Origin of the sequence: Candidatus Neomicrothrix sp., assembly GCF_035329545.1 — a bacterium.
Classification (GTDB): domain Bacteria; phylum Actinomycetota; class Acidimicrobiia; order Acidimicrobiales; family Microtrichaceae; genus Microthrix; species Microthrix subdominans.
This window is the reverse complement of sequence record NZ_DAOLGP010000004.1, coordinates 152,922-173,827: the sequence shown is the minus strand read 5'-3', so window position 1 is coordinate 173,827 and position 20,906 is coordinate 152,922. Positions and strand designations below refer to the sequence as shown.

Here is a 20,906-nt window from a genome sequence, read left to right as displayed (position 1 = left end):
ACAACCAGCCCACCTACCCGAAATCATCCTCACACTCGTAAGTTAACGGCATTGGTCCTAGCCCGGCGATGCTGGCGTCGAGGGCTGCCGCCAGCACCTGTTGCGCCGTCGCCCGAAGTTGAGCGAGCACGTCAGCCAGATCCTTGGCCAGCTCGGTGCTCAGATCTGTCCGCCACTCATCGGGTACCAGGTGGCGTTCGAACAGCCCGATAAACCGGTCGGCGACCAGATCGGTCTGGGAGCGCAGGGCCTGCCACTCGTCCAGGATTTCAGCCAACGGAATGCCAAGGTGGGCCAGGGTGGCCCCGGCGCCGATAAATCGGCGATCGGCCACTCGAACGGTGTCCTGGTCGAGGATTTCGACCAGTCCAAGCTCGGTGGCCCGTTGCATCAGCTCCACGGTGAGGGCGTTGTCTGGAAACTGCGAGGCGAGCTCGGACGGAGCGATCGTGGTGGCCTGCGGTTCGCCGAGTAGCGCACCCAACTGATCCTCCACTCCCAGCATGGCGTCCAAGCTTCGGCCCTGCTCCCATTGGTCGAGGAGTTCGCGGATGCCCGAGAGGGAGAAACCCTGAGATTGCAGGCGCGTGATGAGCCGCAGGCGGTTGAGGTGGCCAGCGTCGTACCATCCGGTCCGGCCAACCAGCCGCGGTGGCGGGAGCAGTCCTCGGTTTCTATAGAGGCGCACGGTGGTGGAGGCCACCTCGGCCCGTCGTGCCAGTTCGTCAAGACGGAACTCGTCGGTCACTGCTTGTCCGTTCGATGGGTGGATAATGCGTGAGCACATGATAGCATAACGATCATGAGCACCATTGAGCAGCCCGATGCCGATGCCGATGCCGGTGGCTTGGCGACCGGGCTCGGGCTGGCCGTCGACATCGACACGGACCGCATCGTCGCCGAGCGTCAGCCCGAGGTGGGCCTGGTGTGCGTCGGCGCCCAGGTGGGCCTTTCCCCCGATCGGCACGGTGGCGTGGAGGCCGTGCGCATGCAGCCGAACCGCACAGATGTTCGTCCAGTGCACGTCCTCTCGCTGACGTCGGCCTTTCTGGGCGGATTCGCCACCGCCGAGTCGGCGAACGCCTACCTGATGGAACACGTCGACGTCACTTGGACACCGGTCCCGTCCATGGTCCCGACGCACGTTTCCAACGTTGCGGAGCCGGCCCGATGAGGGTGGTGATCGCCGGCGGAGCGGGTGCGTTGGGGCGACGGCTGGCCACCGACTTCGAGGGTGCCGGCCACGACGTGGTGATTCTGACCCGGTCACCGAAGTCCGATCTACGGTTTCGCCAGGCACTGTGGGACGGGAGGGCGGTGGGCGACTGGGCGTCCGAGTTGGAGGGGGCGATCGTCGTCAACCTCGCCGGAGAACTGGTGGACCGTCGGCCGACAGCCACCAACATCGAGTTGCTCCGGCGGTCCCGGGTGGAGCCCACCGCTGCGCTGGCGGCGGCGTCACGGGCGTGCGGCGTGCCACCACGCCTGTGGTTGCAGATGAGCACCTTGGCCATCTACGGCGACGCGGGCAACGACGTTATCGACGAGACCCATCCTCCCGCCGACGGGCCACCACAGATGGCCGGAGTAGCGACGGCCTGGGAGGCGGCCACCAAGGCCGTGGTCGCCGACCGGATCGTCCGGCTTCGCACCGGGGTGGTGCTCGACAACGACACCCCGGCGTTCAACCGGCTGACCCGCCTCGCCCGCTGGGGCCTCGGCGGCCGGATGGGCCCGGGCGACCAGTGGGTCAGCTGGATCCACATCGACGACTTCCTCGCCTCCGTCAGGTTTCTCCTCGATGCTCAGGCGGTCGACGGCATCGTGCACGTGACCTCGCCCAACCCGGTGCGCAACCGCGACATGATGACCGAGCTGCGCCGCGCGGTTCATCGACCGTGGTCCCCACCGATGCCGGCGCCGCTCGTCCACGTCGGTGCGGTGCTGCTGCGGACCGATCCTGGACTGGCATTGACCGGCCGTCGGTGCATCCCGAACGTGCTTGACGATGCGGGGTTCGAGTTCACCCATGAGCGGTTCGCCGGCGCTCTAGACCACCTGCTGACACACGCCGGCACCGACAGGGGGTCAGCGAAGCACCGTCCCGCTGGTGCGCTCAGCGGTTAGACGGCGCCCGGCGCCCCCGCATTGAAACGAACGTGGCCGTCGGTGCTGGTCTGCGTAATCAAGTCGTCGAAGGACTGACCGGCGCCTATGACGTTCTCCAGGTCCTGCGGGCCGAACCCGAGGTACATGGTGCGTCGGCCGGTCGAACTGCTGAGCGGCGCCGGGGCGGCGTGGACGGCGTGGGTCATGTGCAGCGTCACGTCGCCCGTCTGGGTGTCGGCGGTGACGACCGGGCAGCGGCCTGCCTCGACGTCGGAGCGTCGCACGCTGGCGTCGTGGCTCCCCGGGACGATCTTGAAGGCACCGAGGTCGGGATTGGACGCGGTGAGCTGGACGGCGAGGTGGAGACCCGGACACGTCAAGGGGTGCCCGCCCAGGCCGCAGTCGATATGCCAGGGCAGGTTGGTCAGCCCCTCCGCGGCGGTCGGTCGTTTGAGCACGGCAAACGTGCCGAGTGCCCGGTCCGGGTGGTTGGCCAGGTCGTCGCCGCTGAGCCCGACGAGTCGTTCGACGCGACGATCGTGGTCGAGTGCGCCGATCACCGTCGAGGCGAGGCCGAGGTAGTGCAGCTGACAGGGCTGCTCATCGCCGTCACCATCGTGGGTCCACCACGATCCGGGCGTGTCCGGGCTGGCGGCCGCCTCGACCCGATCAACCTCGGCGTTGAGCGTGGCGATCTCCCCGGCGTTGAACACGTTGCGCACGTGAGCCCAGCCGTAGCGTCGTAGGAAGGCTGCCAGATCGTCGGCGACGTCGGGGTCGTTGTCGACCTCGTCCCAGTCGAACGAGCGCTCAGCGTCGGCGAGGTCGATATCTGCGGGGTCGTACACCGGACGCCCGTGGTACAGCGCCCGAAGGGCCGGCTCCCAGTCATCGAACTCGGCGAATCCACCGACCGGGTGGCTGACTGCGCCGGTGACGTGCAGCCCGGCGACGGTGCGCATTTCGTGGCTGAAGTCGGAGAAGGCCTCGGGGCTCGCGAACTCGACCACGACCTCGGCGTCGTCGCTTGGCCCATCGACGATGGTCACGGGGTCGTCGAGGATGGCGGGGTCGGCCGGAAGGACGGTGATGACCTCGTCGCCCACCCGCATCGTGATCGGGCCGAGCCCGCGGGTGCCGCGGCCGGCGAGGACGCGCCGTGCGTGGTCCTGCGAGGGACCGCTATGGGCCGATCGAAGGCCCTGTTGGGGAAAGCGTTGACGATCGCTGATCACGCTCAACCTCCGGGATCGAGAGAGAACTGCAACTGTGCCGTGCTCGGTTCGTTTGGTGGAGCTGGGGGGAATCGAACCCCCGTCCGCTAAGTGGTTATCGACCGCGCTACGACCGTTCCCGACTTGTGGCTTGCGGCTGCCCCGCGGGGGGGTCAACTGATCTTTCGACCACCGCCGAGTCTTTCCTCGGAGTCAGTGGTCTTTCTCACCGTCAGCGGTCTTTCCCTGCTGTCCATCCCCACTTCTGTTGCCGGGCTGTGAGGATCTGGCCCCGTGCGCCGTTGCCGGTCACTATGACTCTCTTCAGACTGAACTAAATCAGGCTGCGAGAGCGAACTCGGATTTGCCGGTTCTTTTGGTTGCCCCGTTTAGCGAGTCTGAGCAACTCGGGTCGCACGAGCGACTTCCTGGTCTCAACGTCGAAACCGATCAGCCCCTGGTGTCAGCCATCCAAGATACTCGCCCGCCGCCCAATCGCCGTGTCGGACTGGCCGCTGGGTGATGAGGTGACCGGTTGACCTCAGCGGAGCGGGGTCGACTCGGTGATCGGGGGGGTGGTCACCTCGATCGGAGCGCCCAGGTCGAAGAGCTCGACCGTCATCGGCCCGGCCGGGGTGTCGCCGTCGGGATCGAACACCACCATCTCGACATGGCCATCCGACGTGATCGACACGTCGGCGGTGACGTTTCGCTCGCCGCCCCGCCGGGCCCACAACGCAGCCCAGGCGACGACCGCATCCTGGTCGCGCGGTGACAGCCGGTCCAGGTCGGTCAGGTCGAGTTCGGCCCGCAGCGGCCCGGTGTCCATCCGTGGCGCTCGCCTCGAGGTGCGGAGCGCCGCAAGGGTCGGCCCGATGCCGGGCGGCGGCGCCCCGCCGAGGGCGGCGACCTCGTCGGCAAGCCCCGGCGAGCGGTTCTCCAATGGCCCCAGCTCGTCGAGCGGAACCGTCAACCAGTCGGTCGAGGCCCCGATGGCGGGAAGCGACGACGACCTGACGTAGGCCAGCCGACCGATCAACCGGATCTCCGGGCAGGGCGGTTGGATGTCCGGGCACGCCGCCGCCATCAGGCGGACCCCGTCGGCGTCGTACTCGCCCAAGGCGGATTGCCGAGGTGACGTGGTCGAGTAGCGGCCGGTAGGGACGGCGCGGGTGGCATCGATGGCGATGAGCAGCTCGTCGAGCGGGTTCGTCGCCATCTCCTCGGCGCAGGCGGGGGTGGCGATCAGCAACAGTGCGGCGAGAACGGCGAGGAGGCGGGCCCTCGGCGTGGCCGTCGACCGTCGCGCCCGTTCGGCCGACCTGTGGCGAGGTCGGGCACCGCTCACCGCTGCTTGGCCGAGCGGGCCAGCTCCCGTTCGGTTTCCCGTTTGACGTCCCGCTCAGCGATGTCGCGCCGCCGGTCGACCGTCTTCTTGGGCTTGCCGAGCGCAAACTCCACCTTCACCCGGCTGCCCTTGAAGTACAGCCGGAGCGGTACGATCGACAAGCGCTCCTGGGCGACCTTGGCGGCGATCCGGTCCAGCTCGAGGCGGTGCAACAGCATTTTCCTGGGGCGGGTGGGCTCGTGGCCCGAGTTGTCCTGGGCATGGGTGTAGGCGGCGATGTGCAGGCTGCGGAGCCACATCTCCCCGCTTTGGGACACGTCGGCGTAGGACTCGGTGAGCTGCACGCCCTTGGCCTCGCGTAACGACTTCACCTCGGACCCGACCAGCACCAAGCCCGCCTCGTAGGTGTCGCGCAGCTCGTAGCGGCGAGAGGCCTGGCGGTTGGTGGCGATCAGCTTCTCCTCGTCACCCATCACCGCAGGCTACCCGCCGCTGGGTCGAGCCTCGGCCGGTGTGGCAGATTGGCCCGGTGCTGGAGCTGAGGGACGAACATTGGGACGCGATCTGCGCACATGGCCTGCGGGCCTACCCGCTCGAGGCGTGCGGGCTGCTGATCGGCGAGTGGCAGGGCGACCGGGTGATCCGCTTCGAGCCGACCCCCAACGCAGCCCGGTCGAGCCGGATCTACGAGGTGGACGGGCGGGACTTCCTGCGCGTCGAGCGGGTCGCCGACGACGACGGGCTGGCGATCATCGGGGTGGTGCACACCCATACCCACACCGACGCCTACCCCTCACCGACCGACATCGCCGCTGCGCCGGATCCCCAGTGGCACTACCCGATCGTGTCGCTGCGCGGCCCCCAGCCGGTGATGCGCAGCTTTGGCATCGTCGATGGGCAGGTGGTCGAGGAGCCTGTCACCGTCGTCGATTCAGCCTGAGCTGGCGGCACTGCAGATTGGCGACGCGCGACATCGTTGGGTTGGAACGCGTTGGCAGGGGTACAATCCCTACCGAAGTGGTCGGATTAGTCGGGATTGGCCCGGCCACCGCTCCCATCCAGTGAGGTCTCCCCATGGCAGTCGTCGCCAGCGTGTTGGATCTGATCGGCTCGACACCGCTGATCGATGTCTCCGAGCTGAGTCCCAACCCCAACGTGCGCATCCTGGGTAAGGCCGAGTTTCTCAACCCCGCCGGGTCGGTTAAAGACCGCATCGCTCGCCAGATGATCCTCGAGGCGGAGGAGGACGGCACGCTGCGTCCGGGTTCGGTGATCATCGAACCGTCCTCTGGCAACACCGGCATCGCCCTGGCGATGATCTGCCGGGTTCGGGGCTATCACCTCAAGGTGGTGCTGCCCGAGAACGTGACCGAGGAGCGTCGGGCGGCGTTGCTGGCCTTTGGCGCCGAGGTGATCGACTCGCCGGGGGCGGAAGGTTCCAACGGGGCGGTACGGCGTGCCTTGGAGCTGTCCGACCAGCATCCGGAGTGGGTGTTCTTGTACCAGTACGCCAACGAGGCAAACCCCCGTGCCCACTACGAGACCACCGGTCCGGAGATCGCAACCGATTGTCCCGAGATCACCCACTTCGTCGCCGGCCTGGGCACGTCGGGCACCCTGCTGGGGGTCGGCACGTACCTGAAGGAGCTCAACCCGGACGTCAAAGTGCTGGCCGTCGAGCCGCCGAGTGGCGAGCAGGTCGAGGGCCTGCGGAGCCTCGACGATGGCTACATCCCGCCGGTATTCGATAAGTGGGGAGGCGTCGACCTGCTCGACGGCAAGTCGATCGTTCGCCCGAGGGAGTCGCTGATCTGGACCCGTCGCCTCGGCGATGTGGGAGTGTTTGCCGGGATCTCATCCGGCGCAGCGCTGGCCGGAGCGATCAAGGTGGCCAAGCGCATCGAGGCGGGCACGATCGTCTTCGTGATCTGTGATGGCGGGTGGAAGTACCTGTCGACGGGCGCCTACAGCGGCGACCTCGACGCTGCAGCTGTCAAAGCCGAGGAGATCATCTACTTCTGAGCGTTGCTGACCGGTGGGGTGTCGGCCGAAGGAATAGGGCCCTGCCTCGGCAAGTTGTTCTACCTGGAACAGGTTGGACGAGACCGAGGAGCGACGCCATGCCCGCCATCACCGCCGAAACCGCCTCGTTGGCGCAGCTGCCGCCCGAGCGACACGACCAGCGGGACCGCCCGGTGCGAACGATCACCACCGCCCCATCCGGCTTCGAGGGGGAGGGCTTTCCGGTGCGCCGGGGGTTCGCCGGCGTGTCGCTGGCCGATCTGGACCCGTTCGTACACTTCGACCAGATGGGCGAGGTCGAGTATGCGCCGATGGAGCCCAAGGGCACCCCGTGGCACCCGCACCGCGGATTCGAGACCGTCACCTACATGATCGACGGAGAGATGGTTCACCAGGACAGCCATGGGGGCGGTGGGCTGATCGCCGACAGCGCAACGCAGTGGATGACCGCCGGGTCGGGGATCCTCCACATCGAAACCCCGCCTGAGGCGTTGGTCCGTGCCGGCGGCCTCTTTCACGGCGTGCAGCTGTGGGTCAACCTGCCTGCCAAGGACAAGATGACCCCGCCCGCCTACCAGGCGATCGAGGGCGACGAGCTGACCCTGCTGTCCTCGGCCGACGGCGGCGCGCTGGTGCGGGTGATCGCCGGTGAGGTGTCGCTCGGCGATCGGGCGGTGTCGGGGCCGGGGTCGACCCGCAGCCCGATCACGATGCTTCACGCCACGCTTCAGCCCGGCGCGCAGTTGGTCCTGCCGTGGAACCCCACCCACAATGCCCTGGCCTACGTGCTGGCCGGGTCGGGGCGTGCGGGCGTCGAAGCGGCGCCGATCGCCACCGGACAACTTGCCCTTTTCGGCGACGGGGACCGAATGCGGTTGCGCGCCGACCCGGTTCAGGAGTCGCGCCACCCGGCAGTTGAGGTCGTCATCCTGGGCGGGGCACCGATTGGGGAACCGGTGGCCCACGTCGGCCCGTTCGTGATGAACACCCGCGACGAACTGGCCACCGCCTTTGCCGACTACGAGGCCGGGCGTTTAGGAACGGTCCCGCCCGGAGCGCTGCAACCCTTCCGAGGGTGAGCCAGGTGCGGCGTCAGGGCGGGCGATGGCTGCTCTGCTCAGAACGCTCAGCTACCGCCGACACACGCAAACTTCTGGGTGTAGCGTCGTCAGTCGTGATCGCACCTGACCAGCTGATCGCAGGTGAACACCTGGCCGAGACGGGGCCCGAGCTCACAACTGTGCGCCACTATCAGGAGCTCGATGCCCGTCCACGGCTGCGGGGTCGCATCCACTTGGCGGCCGCCGTCGTGTCGGTCGCTGCGCTCGTCTGGCTGGTGATGGTCGCCACCACGCCGCGCGCCGAGGTTGCCGCCTGGATCTACGGGCTGTCGGCGATCGCCTGTTACGCCACCAGCGCCACCTATCACGTCTATGCCCGCACCCCCGGGGCGCGCCGCCGTTGGCGCCAGGCCGATCACGCCATGATCTACGTGCTGATCGCTGGCACGGCCACGCCGATGTACCTGCTGGCCGCCTCCGGAATGTGGCGCTGGCTGATGTTCAGCCTGATGTGGGCCGGGGCAGCCCTCGGCATCGTGCTCAAGGTGCTCTCGATGGAACGATTCCGAACGATGGGGTGGGTGCTCTACATCGGGCTCGGCTGGACGGGCCTGGCCCTCCTGCCCTACTTCTGGGCCCAGCCTCGCTTGTTGGCCCTCGTCGTGGCGGCCGGCGTGACCTACACGGTAGGAGCGGTGCTGTTCGCGCTCGGCCGCCCCAACCCGCTTCCGCGCTGGTACGGCTATCACGAGGTGTGGCACACGCTCGGTGTGGCGGCGGGCGCCATCTTCTTCGTTGCCATCCTGCCGCTGGTGCAGGCGGGATAGAAGCGCTCGACGGGCGCGCCGGCTCTCGCTAACGGGCGTCAGCGAACACCTGGGCGACGTAGACGACGTTGTAACCGCCGCACTTACCGGTTGCGACCCCAACCCCCACCCGGTTGTAGTTCGACTTGAGGATGTTCGCCCGGTGTCGCGACGAGTTCATCAGGCTGGTGTGGGTCTTGGGGATCGACGACGCATAGGCGACGTTCTCGCCGAGCGCCCGCCAGCTTAGGGTGACCCCGTCGCTGAGCTTGGAGTGGCTCAGCCGACATTCGTTGCGCATCTTTGCCGCCCAACCGCCGGCCTTGGAGTTCAGGTCGCCGGCCTGGACCAGCCTCGGCAGTTTGCGGCTGGAGCGTTCCTTGTTGATCAGGGAGATCACCTGGGATCGCTGGGAGTTGGTGGTCTCGTCGCAGGAGGCGACAATGATCGCGAGCAGCGCCACGACGGCTGCGAGCGCGAACTGGCGGGGGCGGATCTTCACGGGGGGCTCCTCGGTCTCTTGGTTGAGGCTCGCGTAGCAAGCCCTGGTCAACATGTCGAAGTGATGACAACGTGTCGATCAGGTTACGAGGTCGAGCGTTGGTGTCCAAGGTCACGGAGGGTGATGAGCTTCCGCCAACCGGCAGGGCTGCCGTGAGATCCGTTCGGCCTTCGTCGCCCGGGCGACCGGACCCCGCCGGTTCTGAGGTCTAGGTCGACCCGGCCGCCCTCACCGCCTCGGTGACCGCAACGATGACGTCGGTGTCCGAGCTGCCGGGGCTGAGGATGGCGGCCACACCCGCATCGGTCAACGTGGGGCGATCGACATCGGGAATGATGCCGCCGACGATGACCGGTGTGTCGAGTTCCGCCTCGACGACCGCGTCCACCATCCGGGGTGCCAGCGTGAGGTGACCGCCGTTGTGCATCGAGATGCCGATGGCATCGGCGTCCTCGTCGATGGCGGCGGCCACGATCGTGGCGGCGCTCTGACGAAGCCCGAGATAGATCACTTCGCAGCCGGCGTCGCGCAGGGTACGGGCCACCACCTTGAGCCCGCGGTCGTGACCGTCGAGGCCCATCTTGGCCAGCACCACCCGGATCGGCTGGCCATCCGGGCGTAGGGCCTTGCTCGTCGTGGTCGTTGGTTCGCTCACAGCACCTCCGGCTCTCGGTAGGTCCCGAACACGCCCTCGAGGCACGTGGTGATCTCGCCCAGCGTGACGTGAGCGGACATCGCGTCGATCAAGGCGGGCATCAGGTTGATCGACGGGTCGGCGGCCTGGGCGGCCAGGCCGTCGAGGGACGTTCGTACCCGGTCGTCATGCCGACTGTGGCGCACCCCCTCGAGACGCTTCAACTGCAGCGCCTCGACCTCGGGGTCGATCGACAAAAGGCGAGGGGCGCGGTCGTCGCCGTCGGTATAGGCGTTGACCCCGACCGTGATGCGCTCGCCGGCATTGACCGCCCGCTCGAAGGTGTAGGCCGCCTCGGCGATCTCGCCGACGAAGTAGCCGCGATCGATGCCCTCGTAGACCCCCTCCAGCATCGAGCCCGAGCCGAGCCGATCGAGGTCGGCGAAGATCTCCTCGGCCTGCCGCTCCATCTCGTCGGTCATCCACTCGACATAGGCGGATCCGCCGAGGGGATCGGCGACCGAGGCAACGCCGGTTTCCTCGGCAATGATCTGCTGGGTGCGTAGCGCGATGCGTGCCGCCTCCTCGGTGGGCAGGGCCAGCGCCTCGTCGTAGCTGTCGGTGTGGAGGCTCTGCGTGCCGCCGAGCACTGCGGCCAGCGCCTGGGTGGCCACCCGGGCGATATTGATCTTGGGCTGTTGGGCGGTCAGGGACACCCCGGCGGTTTGGGTGTGAAACCGCAGCTTCATCGATCGTTCATCGCGGGCGCCATAGCGGTCCCGAAGCCAGCGGGCCCAGATCCGGCGGGCGGCGCGGAACTTGCCGATCTCCTCGAAGAAGTCCGAGTGGGAGTTGAAGAAGAACGACAGGCGAGGGGCAAAGTCGTCGACCGCCAAACCGGCTGCAAGGGCCGCTTCGACGTAGGCGAAGCCGTCCGCCAGGGTGAAGGCCAGCTCCTGGGCAGCGGTCGAGCCCGCCTCGCGGATGTGGTAGCCGGACACCGACACCGGATTCCAGCGCGGCATCTCGGCGGCGCAGAAGGAGATGACGTCGGTGACCAACCGCATCGAGGGCCGAGGCGGAAAGAGGTACTCCTTCTGTGCGTGGTACTCCTTGAGGATGTCGTTCTGGATCGTGCCGCCCAGCTGGGCCCGCGGCGTGCCGTTGGCCTCGGCGACGGCGATGTAGGCGGCCATGATCGGGGCGGCCGGCCCGTTGATCGTCATCGAGGTGGTCACCTGGCCCAAATCGACGCCCGCGAACAGCTCGGTCATGTCGGAGAGGCTGTCGACGGCAACTCCGGCGCGCCCCACCTCGCCGATCGCCCACTCGTGGTCGGAGTCCCGGCCGAGCAGGGTGGGCATGTCGAAGGCGGTCGACAGGCCCGTGCTGCCCGCAGCGAGCAGCTCGTGGAAGCGTGCGTTGGTGTCGGCGGCCGTGCCGAAACCGGCGAAGAGGCGCATCGTCCAGCTGCGGCTGCGGTACATCGACGCATGGATGCCGCGGGTGTAGGGGAACTCGCCCGGGTAGGGGCCGTCGCCGTACACCCCCTCGACCGGCACGCCCGACATGGTCGTGTGCGGGGCGTCGGCGCCGGGGCTGGCGGCGAAGGCGGCCTCCCAGGCGGCCCGAGAGCCCGCCGCTGGGGCCTGCCCGCCTGGCGCGGTGCTGGTGCCGCCATCGGAGGCGGGGTGGTCGTTGCCGGAAGTGGGGTTGGTCGGGCCCGATGCCATTGGATCATCGTACCGCTGTGACGACGGCGACGGGCCTGGGCTAGAACCCGGTCATGCTCCTTGACCGACGATCCGGCAACGCCGACGGTGCGTCGAGCACCCCGCGGGTGGTGTTCTTCGACCTGGGCAACGTGGTGATGCCGTGGTCGCCGCGTCGGTTGTACGCCGAGCTGATGCCCGACGTGGCCATGCTCGACTGGTTCACCTCCGAGGTGATCACGGTGGCGGTCAACGAGGAGATGGACCGTGGGCGCCCGCACACCGAGGTGTTGGGCGAGGTCGCCCTGGCCCATCCCGACCACGCCGAGCTGATCTGGACCTTCTGGGACCGGTGGCCCGAAACGCTGGCCGACCCGATTGCCGGAACGGTGGCGATCATCGACGAGCTGGGCGCCGCCGGGGTGCCCCGCTATGCGCTGTCGAACTTTGCCACAACCACCTTCGAGCGCATCGTGGACGACCCCCGCTTCGAAGTGCTTCACCGGCTCGACGGTTGGTTGTTGTCCGGTGAGGTTGGCGTGATCAAACCGGATCCGGAGATCTACGCCATCGCCTGTGAGCGCTTCGATGTCGACCCATCGGAGGCGGTGTTCATCGACGACCGGGCCGACAATGTCGCGGCGGCGCAACATTTCGGGTTGCCGGCGATCCTCTTCACCGATCCGCAGCGGCTGCGAGCCCAACTGCGGGCGCTCGGGTTGCCCCTCCGCGCCGTCTCCTAACCTAAGCGCCATGGCTTCCTCCGGCGCGCAGAGCGACCCTTCACCCGAGACGATCCTGGTGACCGGAGGGGCCGGGTACATCGGGGCCCACGTCACCGCCGCCCTCGCCGCCTCCGGTCGCAGCGTCGTCGTGCTCGACGACCTGTCGACCGGGACGGCCGACCGGGTGCCCGACGGCGTGACGTTGATCGAGGGCGATGTCGGCGACGCCGCTGTGGTGGGGGCGGCGCTCCACGACCACGGCGTGACGGCGGTGATCCACATCGCCGCCAAGAAGCAGGTGGGCGAATCGGTGGCCCGCCCGCTGTGGTACTACCGCCAGAACGTCACCGCCATGGCCACCCTGCTCGAAGGGTGCGTCGACGCAGGCGTCGGCCGGTTCCTGTTCTCCTCCTCGGCCGCCACCTACGGCATGGGCAGCGGAGGAGTGATCGAGGAGGACGACCCGCCCCGACCGATCAACCCGTACGGGGAATCAAAGCTGATCGGGGAGTGGCTGCTGGCCGACGTCGCCCGGGCCACCGGCCTGCGCTACGCCGCCCTGAGGTATTTCAACGTGGCCGGCGCAGTGTCGCCCGAGCTGGGTGACCCCGGCGTGTTCAACCTGGTCCCGATGGTGTTTGACGCCCTCACCCGTGGCGAACGACCCCGGATCTTTGGCGCCGACTGGCCCACGCCGGACGGAACGTGCGTCCGCGACTACGTGCACGTCGCCGACCTGGCCGACGCTCACATTCGGGCACTGGACGCCCTCCAGGCGACTGGGGGCGAGGTGACACCGGAGGCCGATGCAGCGGAGACCGTCGATGGCCTGGTTCTCAACGTGGGGACGGGCCAGGGTTCGTCGGTGCAGGAGGTGATCGACGCCGTCGGACGGGTGCTGGGCCACCCGGTCGACGTCGAGGTCGTCGAGCGCCGCCCCGGCGACCCGGCGGCCCTGGTGGCGTCGGTGGACAGGATCACCGACGTGCTCGGTTGGTCGACCAGCCGCAACCTGGACGACATGGTGAGTTCGGCCTGGGAGGGCTGGCTGGCCCTGCACCCCGAGGCCGCGTCCCTGGCGGAGTAGGTCGTCCCGCCCGTTCGCCGATCCGCGTCGCCGGTAACGGCGACGCCGGTCTCGTAGGCGATCATCACCAGCTGGGCGAGGTCCACCGCGTCGAGTTTCGTCAGCCGAGGACTGATGGGGGTCGTGCCGGTGGCGTGGCTGACGTAGAGCTCGGCCGCAATCTCGGCGTTCGAGCCTCCCCGGGCGATCGAGTGGAGCACGTCCGGCTCGCGAGCGGTGAGGCGGTCGAGCGTGACCGCCGCTCAAGCCGACGCTGACGGTTCTCAGAGGGGGACGTCGCTTGGCAGGTCCGCGGACGGTGGGGGATCGCGTAGGGCGACCCCCGCCGACACCGCAGCGATTCCGAGCAGCTCGGTCAGCGTCGGAATCTGGCGAAGGGTGATCGCCGCCACCAGGGTTGCAGTGGCCGGAAGCACGGCTAACAACAGGGCGAACTGGCCGTGGGTCAAGCGGGGCAGCACCACTTGGTCGATGCCGTAGGGCACGACGTTGGCGAACACCCCGACCGCCAGGGCGGTCGCCAACAGCGGCGGGCGGGTGAACGCCCGGGCGGCCCCGGGGGCGAACACCGGCGCCAGCACCAGCGTGCCCAGAGCGGTCGACAGCGTCAGCCCGGTCGTGCCCAGCCCAAGGTGGGCCAGGCGTTTGCCCAGAACCACGTATCCGGCCCAGCACGCTGCTGCGATGGCAACGAAGACCAGGCCGGCCGCGTTGGCCTGCCACTCGATGCGGGCCAACAGCACAACGCCGGCCGACGCCAGGGCGACGGCGGCCAGGTTGCGGCGGGTGCGGGCGGCCCACAGGGCAACACCGATCGGGCCGGTGAACTCCAGCGCCACCGCCGTCCCCAGCGGCAGGTGATCGATGGCCAGGTAGAACGACGTGTTCATGACCGCCGAGGTGACCCCGAAGGCGAGGGCGGCGCCCAGCACCGCCCGGGAGGTCACCCGGGAACGTACCGAGCGCCGCCATGGCCGGGTGAGCACCAACAGGGCAGCGCTGGCACCGGCGAGCCGAAGCCAGGCGGTGCTGCCGGCGCCGACCTCGTCGAACATGCCGACCGCCAGAGAGGCGCCGACATAGAGCGAGATCCCACCGAGGATGAACGCAGCCACCGGGGCGTCGCCGAGCACGTTGGCGGCGGAGCGGCGCTGGGACACCGCATCATCCTGCCAGCCGCGCCCGCCTGGCCTCCTCTCGCGAGACCGCCGAGCGGGGTGTGGAACAGAGGCGAGGTGCGGAGCGGAGGTGTGGAGCGAAGGTGTGGAGGTGTGCCGGTGAAATTCACCGGCACACCTCCACACCCCGGCACACCTCCACAACCAGGCAAGGTCCGGGGCGCGCTACGGCGATTCAGCAGGAGGATGCGCGTGTCTCGGCCCGGTCGGGGCGTCGGCTACCCAACTGGGCCTGGGTATGGTCTCGATACACTCGCCCGCTACCACGACGATGGGGGAGACAGATGAGCGACGAGCTCTTTTCGGTCAGCGGTAAGACGGCGTTGATCACCGGTGGGTCGCGGGGCATCGGCGCCATGATCGCCCGGGGTTTCGTCGCCGACGGGGCCCGAGTGATCATCGCAGCTCGGAAGGCGGCCGAGTTGGAAGCGACCGCAGCGGACCTGAACGCGCTGCCCGGCGAGGGCAGCGCCACAGCGATCGTCGCCGATCTCGGCTCGGAGGAGGGTGCCCGTGCGCTGGCCGCCGCGGTCGCCGAGCAGACCGACCACCTCGACGTGCTCGTCAACAACGCCGGCGCCACCTGGGGCGTCCCGCTGGAGGAGCACGACCAGGCGTCATGGGACCGGGTGCTCAACCTCAACGTGGCCGGCGTGTTCCACGTGACCAAGTTCTGCCTACCGCTGCTGCGTGCGGCGGGCACTGCCGACGAGCCCGCCCGGGTGATCAACATCGGCTCGATCGACGGCATCCACGTGCCGATCATGGAGACCTACTCGTACTCGGCGTCCAAGGCGGCGGTGCACCAGCTGACGCGCCACCTCGCCAAGCAACTGGCCCCCGACATCACCGTCAACGCCGTGGCACCCGGACCTTTCGAGTCCAAGATGATGGCGGCGACCCTGGAGAGCTTCGGCGACGCGATCGCCGATCAGGCCCCGATGAAGCGGATCGGCCGTCCCGACGACATGGCGGGGGTCGCCCGTTTTCTGGCCTCCCGGGCCGGCGCCTACGTCACCGGCGCAATCATTCCCGTGGACGGTGGCCTGGCCACCGTGGGGTAACCCGGCTCAGGTGGCCTGGCCCCGGTCGGGTCGGGAACCGTCGAGTCGTTGTCGGTGGCTCCGCGTTTCAGGTAGCTGCCACCGTGGGGTCACGCGGCTCAGGTGGCTTGGCGGTACCAGCGGACCGCCGTCGGCGCGGCGGTCGCCAGGATCGCTGCGATCCACAGCAGTGCCAGCACCGTCGAGGTGCCGGTCGACGCGTTGAGCAGACCCTGCTTGCGAAGCGCCGCAGCCTCGACGGGACCGGCCATCAGACCCCGCACCGAGTCGATGATCACCGTGATCGGCTGATGCTTGGCGAAGGCCTGAAGCCAGCCCGGCATCGTCTGCACCGGCACGAAGGCCGAGGACGCGAAGGTGAGCGGGAAGATCAGCGGAAACGCCACCGCCTGGGCCGCCTCGGCGTTGGCCGCTTTGAGCCCGACGAGGGCGAACACCCAGCTGAGCGAGAACGCAGCCAGCAGGATCATGATCGAACCCAGGGCAAAGCCGGTGATCCCACCCGATGGGCGAAACCCGACCAGCAGCCCGATGACGGTCATCAGGGCCACGACGAAGGTGTTGCGGGTCAGGTCGGCCAGCGTACGACCCGCCAGGACGGCCAGGCGCGACATCGGCAGCGACCGAAAGCGGTCGACCACCCCGGTGGCCAGGTCCTCGGCCAGGCCGATACCGGTGGCCGTCGAACCGAAGACGACGGTCTGCACGAAGATGCCGGGCATCAGGAAGTTGACGTAGGCGACGCTGCCCGTCTGGATGGCCCCGCCGAAGACGTAGCGAAACAGGAGGGTGAACATGACCGGCTGGATGAAGGTGAACACCAGCAGCTGGGGTTGGCGGACCAGGTGAAGCAGGTTGCGACGGGTGAGGACCAGCGTGTCGCTGATCGCCCAGGCCAGCGCCGAGCGTTCCTCGGTCTGCAGCGCTTCGCTTCCCCCAAGGTTGGCTGTGGACGTGGTAACCGTCGTGTTGGTCATGAGGTTGCCTCCTGGGGGGTGTCGGCGGTCTCCTCGGCGGCGTGACCGGTAAGGGACAGGAAGACGTCGTCGAGGCTCGGCTCCCGCAATGCCAGACCGGCGACGCCGATCTTTGCGGCGTCGAGCGAGCGCAGCACCGCCATGGCGGTCGCCGGGCCGTCGGCGGTGGCCAGGCGCACCATGGTGCCGTCCTGCTCCGGGCTGCCCTCGGCGCCGGGCACCTCCTGTAACTCCGCCAGGGCAGCGGTCGCCGCCCTGGAGTCGACGAGGTTCACCTCGAGCACGGTGGCGCCCAGCTGGCGCTTGAGCTCCGCTGCCGTACCGCGAGCGATGGCCAGGCCGTGATCGATCACCACGATCTCGTCGGCGAGCAGGTCGGCCTCCTCCAGGTACTGGGTGGTGAGCAACAGGGTGGTGCCGTCGGCCACCAGCTGGCGGATGACCTCCCACAGGTCGCTGCGCGATTTGGGGTCCAGCCCGGTGGTCGGTTCGTCGAGGAACAGCACCGGCGGCTTGTGGACGAGGGCGGCCGCCAGGTCGAGCCGGCGTCGCATGCCGCCCGAGTACGTCTTCGCCGGGCGGCCGCCGGCGTCGGCCAGGTCGAACTGGTCGAGCAGTTCGGTGGCGCGCCGGGCGACCACCTTGCGGGACAGGTGGGCCAGCCGTCCGATCATCTCCAGGTTCTCCTGGCCGGTGAGCAGTTCGTCCACCGCGGCGTACTGGCCCGCCAGCCCGATCACCTTGCGCACGGCGTCCGCCTCGGTCACGACGTCGTGGCCGAGCACCGTGGCCCGCCCCTCATCGGGGATCAATGTGGTGGTGAGCGCCCGCACCATCGTGGTCTTGCCGGCGCCGTTTGGGCCGAGCAGGCCCAGCACCGTGCCGGTGGGGATCGACAGGTCCACTCCGCCGAGGGCGGTGACATCGCCGTAACGCTTGGTGATGCCGTGTGCCTCGATGGCGGGTGCCGGCTTCGACGGGCTGGGCGTGCGTGGGCCGCCTGCGGGGGTGCTTGAGGAGCGGGCGTCATCGAACATTTCAGGAAGCTTTTCGCATGAACGGCCGCTGCGTCGACCCACGGCTGAGATCGTCTCAGGCGGCTTTCATGGACGCCCGATGACGCTCGGCGCTCTTGGCGATGTTCCTCAACATGCCGCCAAAGACGATGCCATGGAACGGCCACACCGCCCACCAGTAGACGTGACCGGCCAAGCCGGTCGGCACGAAGGTGGCCAGCTGATGCAGTGTCGAACCCGTCGCGTCGTCGGCCCCCGGCTCGACCCGGAACTCGAGCCAGGCCCGACCGGGCACCTTCATCTCGGCCCGCAGCCGAAGCAGATGGCCGCGATCGAGTTCCTCGACGCGCCAGAAGTCCAGCGCCTCGCCGACGAAGAGTCGATTGGGGTTGCGGCGGCCGCGCCGCAGACCGACGCCGCCGACCAGCCGGTCCATCCAGCCTCGCACCGACCAGGCGAGGGGGAACGAGTACCAGCCCCGGTCGCCGCCGATGCCCTCGACCACCTCCCACAACACGTCCGATCCGGCGTCACAGTCGAGCTGCCGCTCATCGTGGTAGATGCTGCCGCCGGTCCAGTCCGGGTCGCTGGGTAGCGGGTCGGACGGTGCGCCGGCGGTCGAAGCGCCCGACCATCGGGTGGTGACCTCCCCCCGCTTGATGCGTTCGAGAGCCAGCGACACCGCCTCCTCGTACCCGGTGGGGCCCCACGGGGGCTCGCCGACCTGATCGGCCAGGTCGTGCTCCTCGGTGACCACTTCGTGGATCACCGACTCGATCAGCGGCGCAGCGATCGACCTGGGCACCGGCGTGACCACGTTGACCCAGTGGGCCGACGACTTGGGCGTCAGCACCGGCACCGGGATGATGATGCGGCGGCGCAGCCCGGCCACCTTGGCGTAACGCTGCATCATCTCGACGTAGGTGAACACCTCGGGCCCGCCGATGTCGAAGGTGCGGTTGGCGTCGTCGTCGAGGTGGACCGCCTGGGCCAGGTACCAGATGACGTCGCGCACAGCGATCGGCTGGATGCGGTTGTGTACCCACCGGGGCGTGATCATCGCCGGCAGGCGCTCGGTGAGGTAGCGCATCATCTCGAACGACGCCGACCCCGAACCCAGAATGATCGCCGCCTGAAGAACCGCAGCGGGCACCTGGCCGTCGAGAAACACCTGCCCAACCTCCAGGCGGGAGGCCAGGTGATCGGACAATTCACCCTCGGGGTGCAGGCCACCGAGATAGATGATGCGCTTCACCCCGGCGTGCTCGGCTGCCTTGGCCACGTTGGTGGCCGCCCGGCGATCGACCTCGACAAAGTCGGCGCCCCCCAGCGAGTGCACCAGGTAGTAGACGACGTCGATGCCCTCCATCGCGGCCTCGAGCGTCTCGGGCTCGGTGACGTCGCCCTCGGCCACCTCGATCGAGTCCCTCCAGGGCACGTCGCGCAGCTTCGACGGGGTTCGCACCAGACAGCGCACGCCGTGCCCATCCTCGATGAGGCGCGGCGCAAGCCGTCCGCCGATGTAGCCGGTCGCTCCGGTGAGCAGGATCTTCATCCGCCCAGACTGCTGCGTCCACCGCCCCCATGCCCCGCCGGTCCACGCCCGAGCGCCCGCCCGGCGGGTGTGCCCGATCGCACTGCAGCGCCCGTCACGTTGTCGCCGGGGCCGGGGCGCGGTCACGATGAAGGCCTATGGCTCGAATTTTGGTTACCGAGAAGATCGCCGATCCAGGCCTCGACCGCCTCCGGGAGGCCGGTCATACCGTGGACATCCAGGTGGGGCTGTCCCCCGAGGAGCTGATCGCAACCATCCCAGGCGCTGCGGCGCTGATCATCCGCTCGTCGACCCAGGTGACCGACGAGGTGTTGGCGGCGGGCACCGACCTGGTCATGGTGGGCCGGGCGGGCATCGGCCTCGACAACGTCGACCTGGAGGCGGCCACCCGGCGCGGCGTCATGGTGGTCAACGCGCCGCAGTCCAACACGCTGTCCGCAGCCGAGCACACGATGGCGATGCTGCTGGCGCTGGCACGCAACATCCCCCAGGCATGCGCAGCGTTGCGCCAGGGCCGCTGGGAGCGCAGCCAATGGAACGGCGTCGAGCTAGCCGACAAGACCTTGGGCGTCATCGGTCTGGGCCGTATCGGCACCTTGGTGGCCCAACGGGCGATGGCCTTCGGCATGCGGCTGGTCGCCTACGACCCCTTCCTCTCCGTCGAGCGGGCCCGGCAGCTCAACGTCGAGCTGCTCGACTTGGACGAGCTGCTCCAGCAGGCCGACTTTGTCACCCTGCACCTTGCCAAGACCCCCGAAACGATCGGCATGCTCGACGCCAAGCGCCTGGCGGCCGCCAGGCCCGGACTGCGGATTGTCAACGTTGCACGGGGCGGCATCATCGTCGAAGACGACCTGGCCGACGCGGTTCGTTCCGGCCACGTCGCAGGAGCTGCACTCGACGTGTTCGCCTCCGAGCCAACGACCGAGTCGCCACTGTTCGACCTGGACAACGTCATCGTCACCCCGCACCTCGGGGCGTCGACCACCGAGGCCCAGGACAAGGCGGGCGACGTCATCGCCGACATGGTGCTGCTGGCGTTGGCCGGCGACTTCGTGCCGTTCGCCGTCAACGTCGAAGCGGCCGAGGTGCCCGAGACCGTTCGGCCCTACCTGGGCCTTGCCGACGACCTCGGGCGGATCTTCGCCGGCCTGGTCGGCGACAACACGCCGGCCCTGGAGATCGAGATGTGCGGCCAGATCGCCGAGCACGACACCCGCCTGCTGGCCCTGTCGGCGCAAAAGGGGTTCTTCGGGGCGGTGACCGGCCAGCCGGTCAGCTACGTCAACGCCCCACAGATCGCCGAGCAGCAGGGAATCGAGCTGCGGACGGTCACCTGCACCGACCCGGTCGACTACCTCAGCCGCATCACGCTGTCCGGCGGTGGTCACTCCGTCTCGGGCGCGTTGGTCGGTCTTCAGCACGTGCCCAAGGTGGTGGGTATGGACGATCACACCGTCGATATCACCGTCGCCTCGCACATGCTGGTGATCCACAACCGAGACGTCCCGGGCCGCATCGGGTTCGTCGGGGGTGTGCTCGGCGAGGCCGCGGTGAACATCGAGGACATGAACGTGGGCAAGAACCCCTCGGGCGAAGGCTCGCTCATGGTGGTGACCACCACGCAGTCCACACCACCCGTCGTCGTCGAGGCGCTGCGCAAGGGCGAGGGGATCGAGTCGGTCCGCTCGGTCGGCTGAGCGGGGGTCGGTCCCGGACAACCGCCGGGGCCGACGTCTTCAGCCCCAACGGTCCGTCGGTGGCCAATGCTCAAATGTGCCTTGGAGCCGCTGTGACGGCTGCTGGACACAGTTGAGCCCAGCCGGCCCGCCGCCGGGGCGAGCGGGTCACCGGCCCCGGGGATCTCCACCCAGTGACGGCCAGCCAACCCTGACC

The 20,906-nt window shown here is 68.6% G+C and carries 21 protein-coding genes, 1 other RNA gene and 1 pseudogene; 10 read left to right on the top strand and 13 right to left on the bottom strand.

What is annotated here, in order from left to right; genetic code table 11:
* Window positions 1-13: 13 nt before the first annotated feature.
* Window positions 14-748, bottom strand: coding sequence for a MerR family transcriptional regulator (locus tag PKD89_RS04150; protein ID WP_289012230.1), 735 nt, complete (start codon window positions 746-748; stop codon window positions 14-16).
* Window positions 749-802: 54 nt separating this feature from the next.
* On the opposite strand from PKD89_RS04150, the gene PKD89_RS04145 reads away from it, so the two are divergent.
* Together PKD89_RS04145 and PKD89_RS04140 are read left to right on the top strand one after the other, a co-directional pair.
* The gene (locus PKD89_RS04145; RefSeq protein ID WP_289012229.1) at window positions 803-1,174 is read left to right on the top strand and encodes a hypothetical protein; all 372 of its coding nucleotides are present in this window, start codon (window positions 803-805) and stop codon (window positions 1,172-1,174) included.
* Complete coding sequence (locus PKD89_RS04140) at window positions 1,171-2,127, top strand: TIGR01777 family oxidoreductase (protein ID WP_289012227.1); 957 nt, start codon at window positions 1,171-1,173, stop codon at window positions 2,125-2,127. The genes PKD89_RS04145 and PKD89_RS04140 overlap by 4 nt, the downstream gene beginning before the upstream one ends.
* Here the strand turns inward: PKD89_RS04140 and PKD89_RS04135 are convergent.
* The 4 genes from PKD89_RS04135 to smpB all read right to left on the bottom strand — a co-directional run bounded on the left by PKD89_RS04135 (window position 2,124) and on the right by smpB (window position 5,144).
* Window positions 2,124-3,344, bottom strand: a complete 1,221-nt coding sequence (locus PKD89_RS04135; protein WP_289012226.1) for a phytanoyl-CoA dioxygenase family protein — start codon at window positions 3,342-3,344, stop codon at window positions 2,124-2,126. The genes PKD89_RS04140 and PKD89_RS04135 overlap by 4 nt on opposite strands.
* A gap of 53 nt (window positions 3,345-3,397) precedes the next feature.
* Window positions 3,398-3,781: a transfer-messenger RNA gene (ssrA, locus tag PKD89_RS04130) on the bottom strand.
* 83 nt (window positions 3,782-3,864) lie between these two features.
* Window positions 3,865-4,671 (bottom strand): hypothetical protein, encoded by an 807-nt coding sequence (locus PKD89_RS04125; protein WP_289012225.1) that lies wholly within the window; start codon window positions 4,669-4,671, stop codon window positions 3,865-3,867.
* Complete coding sequence (smpB, locus tag PKD89_RS04120) at window positions 4,668-5,144, bottom strand: SsrA-binding protein SmpB (protein ID WP_289012224.1); 477 nt, start codon at window positions 5,142-5,144, stop codon at window positions 4,668-4,670. The genes PKD89_RS04125 and smpB overlap by 4 nt, the downstream gene beginning before the upstream one ends.
* A 38-nt stretch (window positions 5,145-5,182) precedes the next feature.
* Between smpB and PKD89_RS04115 the strand changes: the two genes are divergently transcribed.
* The 4 genes from PKD89_RS04115 (at window position 5,183) to trhA (ending at window position 8,581) form a co-directional block, all read left to right on the top strand.
* Window positions 5,183-5,611, top strand: a complete 429-nt coding sequence (locus PKD89_RS04115) for a M67 family metallopeptidase (protein WP_289012223.1) — start codon at window positions 5,183-5,185, stop codon at window positions 5,609-5,611.
* A gap of 134 nt (window positions 5,612-5,745) precedes the next feature.
* Entirely contained in the window at window positions 5,746-6,693 is a 948-nt protein-coding gene (locus PKD89_RS04110) for a cysteine synthase family protein (protein ID WP_287374343.1), read from the top strand.
* 98 nt (window positions 6,694-6,791) lie between these two features.
* Entirely contained in the window at window positions 6,792-7,772 is a 981-nt protein-coding gene (locus PKD89_RS04105; protein WP_289012222.1) for a pirin family protein, read from the top strand.
* 95 nt (window positions 7,773-7,867) lie between these two features.
* Complete coding sequence (trhA, locus tag PKD89_RS04100) at window positions 7,868-8,581, top strand: PAQR family membrane homeostasis protein TrhA (RefSeq protein ID WP_289012221.1); 714 nt, start codon at window positions 7,868-7,870, stop codon at window positions 8,579-8,581.
* 28 nt (window positions 8,582-8,609) lie between these two features.
* Here the strand turns inward: trhA and PKD89_RS04095 are convergent, their stop codons facing one another.
* The 3 genes from PKD89_RS04095 to PKD89_RS04085 form a co-directional block, all read right to left on the bottom strand.
* The gene (locus PKD89_RS04095; protein WP_287392766.1) at window positions 8,610-9,062 is read right to left on the bottom strand and encodes a CAP domain-containing protein; all 453 of its coding nucleotides are present in this window, start codon (window positions 9,060-9,062) and stop codon (window positions 8,610-8,612) included.
* A 208-nt stretch (window positions 9,063-9,270) separates the two neighbouring features.
* The gene (locus PKD89_RS04090) at window positions 9,271-9,717 is read right to left on the bottom strand and encodes a cobalamin B12-binding domain-containing protein (RefSeq protein ID WP_287374339.1); all 447 of its coding nucleotides are present in this window, start codon (window positions 9,715-9,717) and stop codon (window positions 9,271-9,273) included.
* Complete coding sequence (locus PKD89_RS04085) at window positions 9,714-11,429, bottom strand: acyl-CoA mutase large subunit family protein (RefSeq protein ID WP_287392763.1); 1,716 nt, start codon at window positions 11,427-11,429, stop codon at window positions 9,714-9,716. Before PKD89_RS04085 ends, PKD89_RS04090 begins: the two co-directional genes overlap by 4 nt.
* Window positions 11,430-11,482: 53 nt before the next feature.
* Here PKD89_RS04085 and PKD89_RS04080 point away from each other — a divergent pair, with 53 nt between their 5' ends.
* Window positions 11,483-12,151 carry an HAD family phosphatase gene (locus PKD89_RS04080; protein WP_287374337.1) on the top strand — a complete coding sequence of 223 codons (669 nt, stop codon included), beginning with the start codon at window positions 11,483-11,485 and terminating at the stop codon, window positions 12,149-12,151.
* Between the two features lie 10 nt (window positions 12,152-12,161).
* Window positions 12,162-13,220 (top strand): UDP-glucose 4-epimerase GalE, encoded by a 1,059-nt coding sequence (gene galE, locus PKD89_RS04075; protein ID WP_289012219.1) that lies wholly within the window; start codon window positions 12,162-12,164, stop codon window positions 13,218-13,220.
* A 68-nt stretch (window positions 13,221-13,288) separates the two neighbouring features.
* Here galE and PKD89_RS19785 read toward each other — a convergent pair.
* Window positions 13,289-13,432 (bottom strand): annotated as a pseudogene (locus tag PKD89_RS19785) (LuxR C-terminal-related transcriptional regulator); the annotation flags it as partial.
* Between the two features lie 51 nt (window positions 13,433-13,483).
* Window positions 13,484-14,380 carry an EamA family transporter gene (locus PKD89_RS04070; protein WP_289012218.1) on the bottom strand — a complete coding sequence of 299 codons (897 nt, stop codon included), beginning with the start codon at window positions 14,378-14,380 and terminating at the stop codon, window positions 13,484-13,486.
* Between the two features lie 302 nt (window positions 14,381-14,682).
* Here PKD89_RS04070 and PKD89_RS04065 point away from each other — a divergent pair, with 302 nt between their 5' ends.
* Window positions 14,683-15,462 carry an SDR family NAD(P)-dependent oxidoreductase gene (locus PKD89_RS04065; RefSeq protein WP_287392754.1) on the top strand — a complete coding sequence of 260 codons (780 nt, stop codon included), beginning with the start codon at window positions 14,683-14,685 and terminating at the stop codon, window positions 15,460-15,462.
* 98 nt (window positions 15,463-15,560) lie between these two features.
* On the opposite strand, the gene PKD89_RS04060 is transcribed toward PKD89_RS04065, so the two are convergent.
* Genes PKD89_RS04060 through PKD89_RS04050 form a run of 3 tightly spaced genes read right to left on the bottom strand, consistent with a single transcriptional unit; the run spans window position 15,561 to window position 19,010 of the window.
* Complete coding sequence (locus tag PKD89_RS04060) at window positions 15,561-16,439, bottom strand: ABC transporter permease (protein WP_289011532.1); 879 nt, start codon at window positions 16,437-16,439, stop codon at window positions 15,561-15,563.
* A complete protein-coding gene (locus PKD89_RS04055) occupies window positions 16,436-17,476 on the bottom strand; it encodes an ATP-binding cassette domain-containing protein (protein WP_287392749.1) in 1,041 nt (346 codons plus the stop codon). The genes PKD89_RS04060 and PKD89_RS04055 overlap by 4 nt, the downstream gene beginning before the upstream one ends.
* A 55-nt stretch (window positions 17,477-17,531) precedes the next feature.
* Window positions 17,532-19,010, bottom strand: a complete 1,479-nt coding sequence (locus PKD89_RS04050) for an SDR family oxidoreductase (RefSeq protein WP_289011533.1) — start codon at window positions 19,008-19,010, stop codon at window positions 17,532-17,534.
* A 137-nt stretch (window positions 19,011-19,147) separates the two neighbouring features.
* On the opposite strand from PKD89_RS04050, the gene serA reads away from it, so the two are divergent.
* Window positions 19,148-20,710, top strand: a complete 1,563-nt coding sequence (gene serA, locus PKD89_RS04045; protein ID WP_289011534.1) for a phosphoglycerate dehydrogenase — start codon at window positions 19,148-19,150, stop codon at window positions 20,708-20,710.
* Window positions 20,711-20,906 lie beyond the last annotated feature (196 nt).

Bases quoted from the DNA above. Each gene is read 5' to 3' on its own strand.
- PKD89_RS04145 (WP_289012229.1), top strand. From the start codon at position 803: ATGAGCACCATTGAGCAGCCCGATGCCGATGCCGATGCCGGTGGCTTG.
- PKD89_RS04140 (WP_289012227.1), top strand. From the start codon at position 1,171: ATGAGGGTGGTGATCGCCGGCGGAGCGGGTGCGTTGGGGCGACGGCTG.
- smpB (WP_289012224.1), bottom strand. From the start codon at position 5,144: ATGGGTGACGAGGAGAAGCTGATCGCCACCAACCGCCAGGCCTCTCGC.
- PKD89_RS04110 (WP_287374343.1), top strand. From the start codon at position 5,746: ATGGCAGTCGTCGCCAGCGTGTTGGATCTGATCGGCTCGACACCGCTG.
- PKD89_RS04105 (WP_289012222.1), top strand. From the start codon at position 6,792: ATGCCCGCCATCACCGCCGAAACCGCCTCGTTGGCGCAGCTGCCGCCC.
- PKD89_RS04085 (WP_287392763.1), bottom strand. From the start codon at position 11,429: ATGGCATCGGGCCCGACCAACCCCACTTCCGGCAACGACCACCCCGCC.
- PKD89_RS04080 (WP_287374337.1), top strand. From the start codon at position 11,483: ATGCTCCTTGACCGACGATCCGGCAACGCCGACGGTGCGTCGAGCACC.
- galE (WP_289012219.1), top strand. From the start codon at position 12,162: ATGGCTTCCTCCGGCGCGCAGAGCGACCCTTCACCCGAGACGATCCTG.
- PKD89_RS04065 (WP_287392754.1), top strand. From the start codon at position 14,683: ATGAGCGACGAGCTCTTTTCGGTCAGCGGTAAGACGGCGTTGATCACC.
- PKD89_RS04060 (WP_289011532.1), bottom strand. From the start codon at position 16,439: ATGACCAACACGACGGTTACCACGTCCACAGCCAACCTTGGGGGAAGC.
- PKD89_RS04055 (WP_287392749.1), bottom strand. From the start codon at position 17,476: ATGTTCGATGACGCCCGCTCCTCAAGCACCCCCGCAGGCGGCCCACGC.
- PKD89_RS04050 (WP_289011533.1), bottom strand. From the start codon at position 19,010: ATGAAGATCCTGCTCACCGGAGCGACCGGCTACATCGGCGGACGGCTT.
- serA (WP_289011534.1), top strand. From the start codon at position 19,148: ATGGCTCGAATTTTGGTTACCGAGAAGATCGCCGATCCAGGCCTCGAC.